Origin of the sequence: Agromyces laixinhei (assembly GCF_006337065.1) — a bacterium.
Taxonomy (GTDB): domain Bacteria; phylum Actinomycetota; class Actinomycetes; order Actinomycetales; family Microbacteriaceae; genus Agromyces; species Agromyces laixinhei.
On record NZ_CP040872.1, the window covers coordinates 1289324 to 1301290 of the forward strand.

The window sequence follows — 11967 nt, forward strand, 5'->3', positions numbered from 1 at the left end:
GCTTCGAGGGTCGCGACTGGCGTTGAGATGGACACCATCGGGGAGCGACTGGCACGGACCGACCGAACGCCTGGGCCGGTACGCATCTCGCGGCCTGTCGCGCGCGAGGCAGCACCCCCACGAAGGTCCGTATGTCACGAAGGAGCCAGTCTTGGCCGAGTCCGCCATTTCCCAATCAGTGCTGAACGCCCCCCTCGCCGAGGTCGATCCTGAGATCGCCGAAGTGCTCGAGCTCGAGCTCGGTCGCCAGCGCGAGTACCTCGAGATGATCGCGAGCGAGAACTTCGTTCCCGTCTCGGTCCTGCAGTCGCAGGGCTCCGTGCTCACGAACAAGTACGCCGAGGGATACCCCGGCCGTCGCTACTACGGCGGCTGCGAGTACGTCGACGTCGCCGAGTCGCTCGCAATCGAGCGGGCGAAGTCGCTCTTCGGTGCCGAGTACGCCAACGTGCAGCCGCACTCGGGCGCCACCGCGAACGCCGCCGTGCTCGCCGCGATCGCCACCCCCGGCGACACCATCCTCGGCCTCGAGCTCGCGCACGGCGGGCATCTGACGCACGGCATGAAACTCAACTTCTCGGGCAAGCTCTACAACGCCGTCTCGTACGGGGTCGACCCCGAGACCTTCCTCGTCGACATGAACGTCGTGCGCGACAAGGCACTCGAGCACAAGCCGCAGGTCATCATCGCGGGCTGGTCGGCATACCCCCGCCACCTCGACTTCGCGGCATTCCGCGCGATCGCCGATGAGGTCGGTGCCAAGCTCTGGGTCGACATGGCGCACTTCGCGGGCCTCGTGGCCGCCGGCCTGCACCCGAACCCGGTGCCGTTCGCCGACGTCGTCTCCTCGACGGTGCACAAGACCATCGGCGGCCCGCGCTCGGGCTTCATCGTCGCACGCGACATGGAACTCGCGAAGAAGCTGAACTCCAACGTGTTCCCGGGCCAGCAGGGCGGCCCGCTCATGCACGTCATCGCGGCGAAGGCCACGGCGTTCAAGATCGCGGCATCCGAGGAGTTCAAGAACCGCCAGGAGCGCACCGTCCGCGGCGCGCAGATCCTCGCCGAGCGACTCACCGCCGACGACTCGCGCGCCGCCGGCGTCGACGTGCTCACGGGCGGCACCGACGTGCACCTCGTGCTGGCCGACCTCCGCAACTCGAAGATCGACGGCCAGCAGGCCGAAGACCTGCTGCACGAGGCGCTCATCACCGTGAACCGCAACGCGGTGCCCTTCGACCCGCGCCCGCCGATGGTCACCTCCGGCCTGCGCATCGGCACGCCCGCGCTCGCCACCCGCGGCTTCGGCGACGCCGAGTTCACCGAGGTCGCCGACCTCATCGCGCTGGCGCTCCAGGGCGAAGCGGATGTCGCGGCGCTCCGCTCCCGCGTCGAGGCCCTCACCGCGGCGTTCCCGCTGTACCCGGGCCTCGCACAGTAGGGGCGCCCATGACCGCGATCACGCTCGACGGCGTCGCCACCGCGACGGCCGTCAAGTCCGAACTCGCCTCGCGCATCCAGCTGCTCAAGGCCCACGGCGTCGTGCCGGGGCTCGGCACGCTGCTCGTGGGCGACGACCCGGGATCTCGTTCGTACGTCGCGGGCAAGCACCGCGACTGCGCCGAGGTCGGCATCGAGTCCATCCGCATCGACCTGCCCGCCTCGGCCACCACGGCCGACGTGCGCGCCGCGATCCGCGATCTCAACGCGGCGTCCGAGGTGACCGGCTACATCGTGCAGCTGCCGCTGCCGGCCGGCCACGACGAGAACGCGATGCTCGAGCTCATCGACCCCGACAAGGACGCCGACGGGCTGCATCCGACCAACCTCGGCCGGCTCGTGCTCGGCATCGAGGGCGAGTTGCAGTCGCCGCTGCCGTGCACGCCTGCCGGCATCGTCGAGATGCTGCGTCGTTACGACGTGCCGATCCGCGGGCGCCACGTCACCGTGATCGGCCGCGGACTCACCGTCGGCCGCCCGCTCGGGCTGCTGTTCACCCGCAAGGGCCTCGACGCCACGGTCACGCTCACGCACTCGCGCACCGAAGACCTCGCCGCGGAGGTGCGCCGCGCCGACATCGTCGTGGCCGCCGTCGGTGTGCCGCACCTCGTGCAGGCCGAGTGGATCAAGCCCGGCGCCGCCGTGCTCGACGTCGGCATCACGCGCGTGCAAGACGAGGACACGGGCAAGGGCAAGCTCACGGGTGACGTCGACCCGGCGGTCGCCGGTGTCGCCGGACACCTGTCGCCGAACCCCGGCGGCGTGGGTCCGATGACCCGCGCGATGCTGCTCGCGAACGTCGTCAAGGCCGCCGAGCAGCGCCTGCACCCGTAGTCGACCTGCCGGTCGCCCGGTGTTCACCATGTGTGCACCGGGCGGTCGCGTTGTGGCCGTAGCTTCGCGGCATGGCACGTGTGACCCCCGCCGAAGCATCCGGCGCCTCCGCCGCCCCGAAGAACGGGGTCGCAGAGCGAACGGATGTCGCGACCGCGCTGGCGACGGCGATCATCCCAGCTCGCGGCGGGTCGAAGGGCTTGCCGGGCAAGAACGTGGCACGAGTGGGCGGCGTGCCGCTCGTCGCGCGCGCCGTGCGTGCGGCGCTCGCGGCCGAGCGCATCGGACGCGTCGTCGTCACGACCGATGACGAGGCGATCGCGGGCGCCGCACGCGCTGCGGGCGCCGAAACGGTCGCGCGGCCCGCCGAGCTGGCCGGATGCACGGCGACGAGCGAGTCCGCGGTGCTGCACGCCCTCGAGGCGCTCGGCGCGACCGCGCCCGCGCCCGAGGATGCTGCCGATGCTGCCGATGCCGCCGTCACCGACGCGATCACCGTGTTCATCCAGGCCACCTCGCCCTTCATCGACCCGGCCGACCTCGACGCGGCGATCGAGACCGTCGCCCGCGACGAGCGCGACGTCGTGTTCTCGGCGACGCCGAGCCACGTCTTCCTCTGGCGCGACGCCGGCGGCGACACCGTGGGCGTCAACCACGACGCGGCACATCGCCCGCGACGACAGGATCGGGAGCCCGAGTACGCCGAGACTGGGGCGTTCTACGTGATGCGCACCGGCGGGTTCGTCCGGCACGGCCATCGATTCTTCGGACGCGTGGGAATCCAGCGCGTCAACGCCGATCATGCGATCGAGATCGACGATGCGGCCGACCTGGCGCGGGCGAATGCGCTGGCCCGGGCGATCGATCTCGCGCCGCTGCATCCGCTGCCGCTCATCGACGTCGACGCCGTGGTCACGGACTTCGACGGAGTGCACACCGATGACACCGTGATGGTCGACGAGCTCGGGCGGGAAACGGTGCGGGTCGGCCGCAGCGACGGCTACGGGATCGCTCGCCTCAGGGCCGCAGGCGTGCCAGTGCTCATCCTCTCCGCAGAGGAGAACCCCGTCGTGGCGCGTCGCGCCGAGAAGCTCGGCGTCGAGTGTGCGCAGGGCATCGCCGAGAAGGGGTCGGTGCTCCGCGAGTGGGCGGCGCTCCGCGGCATCCGCCTCGATCGCATCGCCTACCTCGGCAACGACCACGGAGATCTGCCCGCGCTCTCCGGCGTCGGCTGGCCGATCGCCGTCGCCGACGCGGCCCCCGCCGTGCTCGATGTCGTCAGGCACGTGCTCGTGCACCGCGGCGGAAGCGGCGCCGTGCGGGAGCTCGCCGACCTCGTACTCGCGGCTCGGGCGAGCGATTCCGCGACGAAGCAGGCAGCGCTTCTCACCGATCCGACCTTCGACACCTCAGGAGTGCACGCATGACCGCAATTCGAATCGGCCGATCGACGGTCGGCGCCGAGTACCCCGTCTACGTCATCGGCGAGATCGGCCTGAACCACAACGGCGACGTCGAGATCGCGAAGCGACTGATCGACGTGGCCGTCGAGGCGGGCGCGCAAGCCGTGAAGTTCCAGAAGCGCACTCCCGAGATCGCGACCCCCGAGCACATGCGGGATGTGCCGCGCGAGACTCCGTGGGGCACGATGAGCTACCTCGACTACCGGCGGCGCGTGGAGTTCGGCGAGCCCGAGTACCTCGAGATCGCGTCGTATGCGATGCGCTCCGGCATCGACTGGTTCGCCTCCCCGTGGGACGTGCCGTCGGTCGAGTTCCTCGAGGGGCTCGACGTCGTGGCGCACAAGGTCGCGTCGGCGTCGGTGACCGACCTCGCACTGCTCGAGGCGATCGCGCAGACGGGCAAGCCGGTGATCCTCTCGACCGGCATGTCGACGCTCGACGAGATCGACCGCGCCGTCGGGACGCTCGGCACCGACCGGCTCGTCATGTTGCACGCGACCTCCAGCTACCCGATGCCGCCCGAAGAGGCCAACCTGCGCACGATCGAGACGTTGCGCGGGCGATACTCGGGCGTTCCGATCGGGTACTCGGGGCACGAGCGGGGCCTGCAGATCTCGCTCGCCGCGGTCGCCCTCGGCGCCGTCGCGGTCGAACGTCACATCACGCTCGACCGCGCCATGTGGGGCTCCGACCAGGCGGCATCGCTCGAGCCGACCGGGTTCGAGCACCTCGTGCGCGACATCCGCGTGATCGCCGACGCGATGGGCGACGGCGTCAAGCGAGTCTTCCCGGGCGAAGAGGCGCCGCGCGCCAAGCTCCGGCGCGTGCCGGCCCTGTGAGCGCCGGCCGGCGCCTGCTCGTCATCGCCGACTCGGATTCGTACGTCAAGTGGGGCGCGGGGTTCGCGTCGCGGCTGCCCGAGGGCTGGCGGACCGACCTTGCCGTGCTGCAGACGCCGGTGCTGCCGAGCGCCAGGCAATTGCGTGCCGCGCTTGCGGGCTCGACGTTCGCACCTGACACCGTCGCGACGCTTCGCCTCGAAGAGCTCGAGGAACGCCTCGTCGCCGTTCGCCCCGATGTCGTGCTGCTCGCGTTGCGCGGGCCGCTGGTGCGGGTTGTCGCGCCGCTCCTCGGCAGCGGCGCCGATCGCGCCGTGCTCGTGAGCGGCTTCCCCGGCCTGACGATCCCCGCCGCGCCGAAGGCGATCGTGTATCGCGAGCAGGTCGATCTCATCGTGTTGCACAGCCGCCGCGAGGTGCGCGAGTTCCGTGCGAACGCCGCGAGCCTCGGCGTCTCGGTGGAGTTCGGTCTCGCGACCCTCCCGTTCCTCTCCGACGAAGCGCTGACGGATGTCGCAGCCGACGATTCCCGGAGCGACCTCGTCTTCGCGGCGCAGGCGAAAGTTCCGGCCGACCGCGAGGATCGGGTGCGGTTGCTCGGCTGGCTCGCCGACGCCGCTCGGCGGCGCCCCTCACGACGTGTCGTGGTGAAGGTTCGGGCTCGCCGGGGTGAGGCGCAGACGCACGCCGAGGCGTTCGACTACGCCGAACTGCTCGCCGATCCCGAGGTGCGACGTGAACTCGGCGGCACGCTGCCGCCGAATCTCGTCGTGGAGGACGGCCCGATGTCGGCGCACCTCGCGAGCGCCGTGGGCCTCGTGACCGTGAGCTCGACGGCGGTGCTCGAGGCTGTCGCGGCCGGGCTGCCCGCGTTGCTCGTCGACGAGTTCGGGGTCGAGCCGAAGCTCATCAACACCGTGTTCGAGGGCAGTGGGCTGTTCGGAGGGGCCGATGCGCTCGCAGGCTGGGTGCTCCGGCATCCGAACGCCGGGTGGCTCGTCGACAACTACTTCCACGGCGGCGAACACGACGACTGGGAGGCGCAGCTCTCGGCGCTCCTCGATCGGCGTGCCGCCGGGGCGCTCGCGCCGCGTGAGCGCGCGCACAATCTCACCGGCGGAGCGCTGCGCCGTGCATTCGAACGCAAGCGCATGCTCGGCGAGCACGATCGTACGTTCACGGGCGCCGCCGCGATGGCCGTGGCGATCCCGGCTCGATGGGTCGTTCGTCGGGTACGGCGGATGCGGCGACTGCTCGCGCCGGTCAGCGGTGCGGCCACGGCCGACGCCTGACCGGGCTCCGACTCTCCCGCGTCAGTCGACGGGCGCGGAGTGCTCCTCGACGTGGAGCAGGTACGCCGCGGCATTGCGCTGGATGCCGGCTCGCTCGATGTCGCTGAGCTCGCGGCGAACCTTGGCCGGAATCCCGGCGACGAGCGAGCCCGGCGGCACGACCGTGCCCTCGAGCACCACGGCGCCGGCGGCGACGAGCGACCCCGCCCCGACCACCGCTCCGTTCAACACGGTCGCGTTCATGCCGACGAGGCTGTGGTCTTCGATCGTGCAGCCGTGCAGTACCGCGCCGTGCCCGACCGACACCCCGCGGCCGACGTTCAACGGGTAGCCTGCGTCGACATGGCAGACGACGGTGTCCTGCAGGTTCGCTCCCTCGCCGATGCGGATCGGCTCGGCTTCGGCACGGAGCACGGCGTTGTACCAGACGCTCGATCCGGCGGCGAGCTGCACGTCGCCGACGATCACCGCTCCCGCGGCCACGAAGGCCGTCTCGTCGAGAACGGGCGGCGCGATGCCGGCGATGGTCAGGACACGGGCGGAGGGGTCTGCTGGCATGCCGCCAGCCTACGCGCGCACGAGCCGGGTGATGAGTCGGTAGGCCGCGCCGATGGCGAGCACGGCGACGCCCACGACGACCGAGACGGGCGGAAGGGATGCGACGAGCACGAGGCATCCGATCGCCCCCAGCGCGGAGAGCGCTCGGGGGAAGCGCCGCTCCGACCGCGGCTGGGTGATCGCCGCGAGGTTCGCAACGAGGTAGTAGAGCAGCACCCCGAACGAGGAGAAGCCGATCGCCTCGCGCAGGTCGACCGTCGCGACGAGCACGACGACGACGAGGGCGACGGCGATCTCGGCGACGTCTGGCACCCGGAACCGCGGATGCACCCGGGCCAGTATGCGGGGGAATTCGTCGTCGCGTGCCATCGCCAGGGTCGTGCGGCCGACGCCCGCGATGAGGGCGAGCAGCGCCCCCAGCGCCGCCACGGCAGCACCGAGGCGCACGACGGGCGAGGCCCACTGCCATCCGGCGGCTTCGACGACGTCGACGAGCGGGGCGACGGATGCCGCGAGCCCGTCCGGCCCGAGGGAGCCGAGCGACGCCGCGCCGACGGCGGCATACACGAGCACCGCGACGGCGAACGCGATGCCGATCGCCCGGGGGATCGTGCGCGACGGGTCTCTCACCTCCTCTCCGAGCGTTGCGATGCGTGCATAGCCGGCGAAGGCGAAGAACAACAGCCCGGCCGACTGCAGAATGCCGAGCCACTCGTGATCGAGCGGCCCGTGGCCGGTCGCTGCGCCGGCCGATGCGCCGCCGACCGGTGCTGCCACACCGGCCGCAACCACGATCGCGAGGACTCCGAGCACGCCGATGACGATCGCCGTCGCCACCCGCGCGGTGCGGGTGACCCCGCGCAGGTCGACCGCGGCGACGGCGAGCACGGCGACGACGGCGATCGGCCGCTGCCACGCCGGCGGTGCCAGGTAGGCGGCGACGGTCATCGCCATGGCCGCGCAGCTCGCGGTCTTGCCGATGACGAAGCTCCAGCCGGCGAGGAACCCCGGCCACTCCCCGAGTCGTTCTCTGCCGTACCGGTAGGCGCCGCCCGACTGCGGGTAGCGCGCGGCGAGTTGCGCCGTCGAGCCTGCATTGGCGAACGCCACGAACGCCGCGATCGCGAGTCCGATCATGAGCCCGGTTCCCGCAGCCTGCGCTGCCGGGGCGAACACCGCGAAGACGCCGGCGCCGACCATCGCGGCGAGGCCGATCGCAACCGCTTGACGAAGGCCGAGGCTGCGGGCGAGGTCTGGTTGCTCCACGCTCGCACACTAGAGCATGCAGGTGGCTAGGATCTTCTGCATGTCCACCTCGCATTCCGCCGTCGATCGCGTGGCCGAGGCGCTCGCCGGGCACGGGCTGACGCCCGAGATCGTCTGGTTCGACGCCGCCGTCACGACCGCCCCGCTCGCCGCGGAGGCCCTCGGCGTCGAGGTCGGGCAGATCGCGAATTCGCTCGTCTTCACGATCGACGACGAGCCGATCCTCGTGCTCACCTCCGGGTCGCATCGGGTGGACACGGAGTGGCTCGGCGCTGAACTCGGCGGCGTCATCCGTCGTGCATCGAAGGAGACCGTGAAAGCGGCGACCGGTCAGGTGATCGGGGGCGTCGCGCCGCTCGGCCACCCCGAGCAGGTGCGCACGATCGTCGATGTGCAGCTCGCCGACTACCCGGCGGTGTGGGCTGCAGCGGGCCACGCGAAGACAGTGTTCCCGACGTCGTTCGACGAACTCGTGCGCATCACAGGCGGCACCCCGAGCGCGGTTGAACCGGGCTCGGCCGTCGCGTAGCGAGGGCGGATCGGCGGGCCGTCAACCGCCGATCCCGGCGGCCGTCACGTCGCCTGCGCAGCCGCTGAGTCACTCCGCGCCCTTCAACCTCCCCGCGACTCTGCTGTTGATGCGTGTGGCGCATCAACGCGTGAGTGTGTGGTGGATGAGGACGGTGATGCGTGGGGTGCATCAACGCGTGAGTATGTGGGGGATGTGGACGGTGATGCGTGTGGTGCATCAACGCGTGAGTATGTGGGGGATGTGGACGGTGATGCGTGTGGTGCATCAACGCGTGAGTATGTGGGGGATGTGGACGGTGATGCGTGTGGTGCATCAACGCGTGAGTGTTGGGGGATGAGAAGGGTGATGCGTGTGGCGCATCAACGCGTGAGCGTGTGGGGGATGTGGACGGTGATGCGTGTGGCGCATCAACGCGTGAGTGTTGGGGCATGAGGACGGTGATGCGCACGTTGCTGATGCGCACGTCGCTGATGTGCGTGACGCATCACTGCGCGACCGGGCGAGGCCGGTCGAGTTCTGCAGACATTCGGGACGGCAACGGCGGGCGACCGATCGGGCGGGATGTCGTCGGTTCCTGCGATGCTCGCCCGTGAAGGCAGTCAATGGACAGTGAAGCAGCGGGCGATCGCCCGACCGACGCGGGCCCCGGAGCACGCCGCGAGGCCGGCCCAGGAGCACTCCGCGAGGCGGGCCGCTGGCAACCCGCACCGGGCGGGGCCGCGGGTATCGATGTTCCCGGCCTGGTGATGCGTGTTCGTCGCGCCGGCGACTTGAGCCAGCGTGAACTCGCCGCCGCGGTCGGCCGCGCTCAATCGCAGATTGCTCGTGTCGAAGGTGGGCGGTCGATCGTGAGTCTCGAGTTGCTGGAGCGCATCCTCGACCTCGCAGGCATGCGTCTCGCAGTGATCGACGGCGATGGCGTCGAGGTTCGGCCGATCGGGTCCGACTCGATTCGTGATGGTGCCGGCCGACGGATGCCCGCGCATCTGGATGTCAGGACTTTGGCCGATCGCCCGCGTTCGGCGTGGCTCACCGCGCATCGGGAGGCCGTCAGGCGAACCGCGTGGTACCACCAGCGTGCCGAGCGCGATCGACGGCGAGCACGGTCGGAGCACCGCGTGGACGACCAGCCGACGCAACGCGAGCGCGAACTCGATGCGCGAGCGCAGCTCGGCAGGCGGGCATCGGGCTCGGTTCGGGGTGCAGCGACGCTGGCCGAGATGACGTGCGAATGCCCCGACCGGTGCTGGGAAAGCCGCGGCTGCGTCGACATCTGCGAATGCCGCTGCGGAGGCTGACACAGCCGCCGTGCCGGCACCGACCGGCACCGACCGGCACCGACCGGCGTTCAGCTGTCGCGTCGCGCGCCGGCGTCGGCCTGCACGGTGAAGATCATCGGCTCCCGGAAGCCGCGCTCGGCGAACGCCGCGAGCACCTCCCGCGTCACGACGGGCACGAGCGCGTCGACCATGAGGGCGATCGCCGCGCCGCCGAAGCCTCCGCCCGTCATGCGGGCGCCGATCGCTCCTGAGGCCTGCGCGGTCTCGACGGCGAGGTCGAGTTCGGGCACGGAGATCTCGAAGTCGTCGCGCATCGAAACGTGCGAGGCATCGAGGAACGGCCCGATCGCGCCGGGTCCGTGCTCGCGGAGGGTGCGTACGGTGTCGAGCACGCGCTGGTTCTCGGTGACCACGTGCCGCACCCGGCGGAACGTCTCGTCGTCGAGCAGTTCAGCCGCACGATCGAGGTCGACGTCCCGCACATCGCGGAGCGATTCGGCTCCGAGTGCTGCCGCCCCTGCTTCGCACGAGGCCCGGCGGGCGGCGTATCCGCCGGAGGCGTGCGCGTGCTCGACTCGTGTGTCGATCACGAGCACCGAGAGCCCGTCGGCCCGGAAGCCCAGTGGGATCACATCGGCGTCGAGGCTTCGGCAGTCGAGGAAGACCCCCGCATCGATCGCACCCAGGAGTGAGGCGGACTGGTCCATGATGCCGGTCGGGGCGCCCACTGCACGGTTCTCGGCCAGGCGACCGACCTTCGCGAGCGTCGGTCGATCGAGACCGAGCCCCCAGTGCTCGTCGAGTGCGAGCGCGACGGCGCATTCGATCGCGGCCGACGACGACAGGCCGGCACCGATCGGCACGTCGGAGGCGACGTAGAGATCGACACCGCGAGCGTGGGCGAGGTCGGCACCGAACTCGCCGAGCGCCCACGCGACGCCGAGGGGATAGGCGGCCCATCCGCTGACGGCGTCGGGACCGAGCTCGTCGAGATGGATCGTGACGGCGTCGGGCGAGAACGCGGAGGCGACGCGGATGACTCGGTCGTCCCGGTCGCCGAGCGCGACGGCGGTGCGCCGGTCGATGGCGAACGGAAAGACGAATCCGTCGTTGTAGTCGGTGTGCTCGCCGATGAGGTTGACTCGCCCCGGCGCCGACCAGACGCCGGCGGGGGGCCGTCCGTACCATTCGGTGAAGCCGTGGGCCGCTGCCGTCGAGGTCTCCGTGCCGGTGGTCTCGCTCATACCTCGGCCTTTCCGATCGCGACGCGGAGCGCCTCTGCCTGGGACTCGGGAGTGACGTCGCCGATCCATGCTCCCATCGCCGCCTCGGATCCGGCGAGGAACTTCAGCTTGTCGGCGGCCCGGCGCGGGCTGGTCAACTGCAGCATGAGCCGCACGTCGCTCCGTCGCTCGTGCACGGGCGCCTGGTGCCACGCGGCGATGTAGGGCGTCGGGGTGTCATAGAGCAGGTCGACGCCGCGCAGGAGTCGCAGGTAGAGCGAGGCGAGTTCGTCGCGCTCGGCGAGCGTCGTCTCGGCGAGATCGGGCACGTGGCGGTGGGGGAGCAGGTGCACCTCGATCGGCCAGCGCGCGGCGAACGGCACGAACGCCGTCCAGTGCCGGCCGGAGAGCACCACGCGCGGCCCGCCGCGTTCGCGCTCGAGCAGGTCGGCGAAGAGCGTCGGCCCGTAGGCGTCGATCGAGGCGAGCAGCCGCTCGGTGCGGGGCGTCACATAGGGGTACGAGTAGATCTGACCGTGCGGGTGGCCGAGGGTGACGCCGATCGCCTCGCCGCGGTTCTCGAACGGGAAGACCTGCTGCACGCCGGGCAGGGTGGAGAGCGCGGCGGTGCGCTGTGCCCACGCCTCGATCACCGTGCGGGCGCGGGAGACGGTCTGCGTGCCGAACGAGCCCTCGTGCTCCGGGCTGAAGCAGACGACCTCGCACCGGCCGATCGAAGGAAGGGTGCGTTCGAGTCCGATCCCTCGAAGCTCCGTGAGGGCGGCTGCGGCGGAGGCATCCGCGGTGCCGAGCGCCGGGCCGAACGACGGCGAGCGGTTCTCGAACACGGCCACATCGTAGGTGCTCGGAATCTCAGAGGGGTTGCCGGGCCGCTGCGGGGCGAGAGGGTCGAGATCGGCGGGCGGCAGGAAGACGCGGTTCTGCCGCGCTGCGGCGATCGAGACCCACTCGCCGGTGAGCGGATCCTGCCGCATCCGCGCATTCGCAGGACGCGGGTCGAGCACGCGCTCGTCGATCGCACGCTCGGCCGGCAGCGCCGAGTCGGCGTCGTCGAAGTAGATGAGTTCGCGGCCATCGGCCAGCAGGGTCGACGTCACGGCGATGCGCGGGTCGACAGGGGCAGCGAATGCCGCGACGGCGGCGTCGTTCGAGTCGGTCA

Annotated in this window: 11 protein-coding genes and 1 riboswitch; of the genes, 7 read left to right on the forward strand and 4 right to left on the reverse strand. The window is 71.0% G+C overall.

Going from position 1 to position 11967, the window contains the following annotated elements; translation table 11 throughout:
- The first annotated feature begins 2 nt into the window (after window positions 1-2).
- Window positions 3-83: riboswitch (ZMP/ZTP riboswitch) on the forward strand.
- Window positions 84-151: 68 nt separating this feature from the next.
- The 5 genes from glyA to FHG54_RS06135 all read left to right on the forward strand — a co-directional run bounded on the left by glyA (window position 152) and on the right by FHG54_RS06135 (window position 5928).
- Window positions 152-1441, forward strand: coding sequence for a serine hydroxymethyltransferase (glyA, locus tag FHG54_RS06115; RefSeq protein ID WP_269747784.1), 1290 nt, complete (start codon window positions 152-154; stop codon window positions 1439-1441).
- An 8-nt stretch (window positions 1442-1449) separates the two neighbouring features.
- Window positions 1450-2334, forward strand: coding sequence for a bifunctional methylenetetrahydrofolate dehydrogenase/methenyltetrahydrofolate cyclohydrolase (locus FHG54_RS06120; protein ID WP_139416485.1), 885 nt, complete (start codon window positions 1450-1452; stop codon window positions 2332-2334).
- A gap of 71 nt (window positions 2335-2405) precedes the next feature.
- The gene (locus tag FHG54_RS06125) at window positions 2406-3761 is read left to right on the forward strand and encodes an acylneuraminate cytidylyltransferase (RefSeq protein WP_139416486.1); all 1356 of its coding nucleotides are present in this window, start codon (window positions 2406-2408) and stop codon (window positions 3759-3761) included.
- Window positions 3758-4636, forward strand: a complete 879-nt coding sequence (locus FHG54_RS06130; protein ID WP_139416487.1) for an N-acetylneuraminate synthase family protein — start codon at window positions 3758-3760, stop codon at window positions 4634-4636. Before FHG54_RS06125 ends, FHG54_RS06130 begins: the two co-directional genes overlap by 4 nt.
- Entirely contained in the window at window positions 4633-5928 is a 1296-nt protein-coding gene (locus tag FHG54_RS06135; protein WP_139416488.1) for a DUF6716 putative glycosyltransferase, read from the forward strand. The genes FHG54_RS06130 and FHG54_RS06135 overlap by 4 nt, the downstream gene beginning before the upstream one ends.
- Before the next feature lie 21 nt (window positions 5929-5949).
- Here FHG54_RS06135 and FHG54_RS06140 read toward each other — a convergent pair whose 3' ends face one another.
- Together FHG54_RS06140 and FHG54_RS06145 are read right to left on the reverse strand one after the other, a co-directional pair.
- Window positions 5950-6486 carry a gamma carbonic anhydrase family protein gene (locus tag FHG54_RS06140; protein WP_139416489.1) on the reverse strand — a complete coding sequence of 179 codons (537 nt, stop codon included), beginning with the start codon at window positions 6484-6486 and terminating at the stop codon, window positions 5950-5952.
- A gap of 9 nt (window positions 6487-6495) precedes the next feature.
- Window positions 6496-7752, reverse strand: coding sequence for an APC family permease (locus FHG54_RS06145; RefSeq protein WP_139416490.1), 1257 nt, complete (start codon window positions 7750-7752; stop codon window positions 6496-6498).
- 40 nt (window positions 7753-7792) lie between these two features.
- On the opposite strand from FHG54_RS06145, the gene FHG54_RS06150 reads away from it, so the two are divergent.
- Window positions 7793-8281, forward strand: a complete 489-nt coding sequence (locus FHG54_RS06150; protein WP_139416491.1) for a YbaK/EbsC family protein — start codon at window positions 7793-7795, stop codon at window positions 8279-8281.
- A 749-nt stretch (window positions 8282-9030) separates the two neighbouring features.
- Window positions 9031-9582: a helix-turn-helix domain-containing protein gene (locus tag FHG54_RS17125; RefSeq protein WP_269748013.1), complete on the forward strand. Its 552-nt coding sequence runs from the start codon at window positions 9031-9033 to the stop codon at window positions 9580-9582.
- 50 nt (window positions 9583-9632) lie between these two features.
- Here the strand turns inward: FHG54_RS17125 and galK are convergent, their stop codons facing one another.
- A complete protein-coding gene (galK, locus tag FHG54_RS06160) occupies window positions 9633-10808 on the reverse strand; it encodes a galactokinase (protein WP_139416493.1) in 1176 nt (391 codons plus the stop codon).
- The gene (gene galT, locus FHG54_RS06165) at window positions 10805-11911 is read right to left on the reverse strand and encodes a galactose-1-phosphate uridylyltransferase (protein ID WP_139418324.1); all 1107 of its coding nucleotides are present in this window, start codon (window positions 11909-11911) and stop codon (window positions 10805-10807) included. The genes galK and galT overlap by 4 nt, the downstream gene beginning before the upstream one ends.
- Window positions 11912-11967: the final 56 nt, after the last annotated feature.

Bases quoted from the DNA above. Each gene is read 5' to 3' on its own strand.
- galK (WP_139416493.1), bottom strand. From the start codon at position 10,808: ATGAGCGAGACCACCGGCACGGAGACCTCGACGGCAGCGGCCCACGGC.
- FHG54_RS06130 (WP_139416487.1), top strand. From the start codon at position 3,758: ATGACCGCAATTCGAATCGGCCGATCGACGGTCGGCGCCGAGTACCCC.
- FHG54_RS06150 (WP_139416491.1), top strand. From the start codon at position 7,793: ATGTCCACCTCGCATTCCGCCGTCGATCGCGTGGCCGAGGCGCTCGCC.
- FHG54_RS06140 (WP_139416489.1), bottom strand. From the start codon at position 6,486: ATGCCAGCAGACCCCTCCGCCCGTGTCCTGACCATCGCCGGCATCGCG.
- FHG54_RS06125 (WP_139416486.1), top strand. From the start codon at position 2,406: ATGGCACGTGTGACCCCCGCCGAAGCATCCGGCGCCTCCGCCGCCCCG.
- FHG54_RS17125 (WP_269748013.1), top strand. From the start codon at position 9,031: ATGCGTGTTCGTCGCGCCGGCGACTTGAGCCAGCGTGAACTCGCCGCC.
- FHG54_RS06120 (WP_139416485.1), top strand. From the start codon at position 1,450: ATGACCGCGATCACGCTCGACGGCGTCGCCACCGCGACGGCCGTCAAG.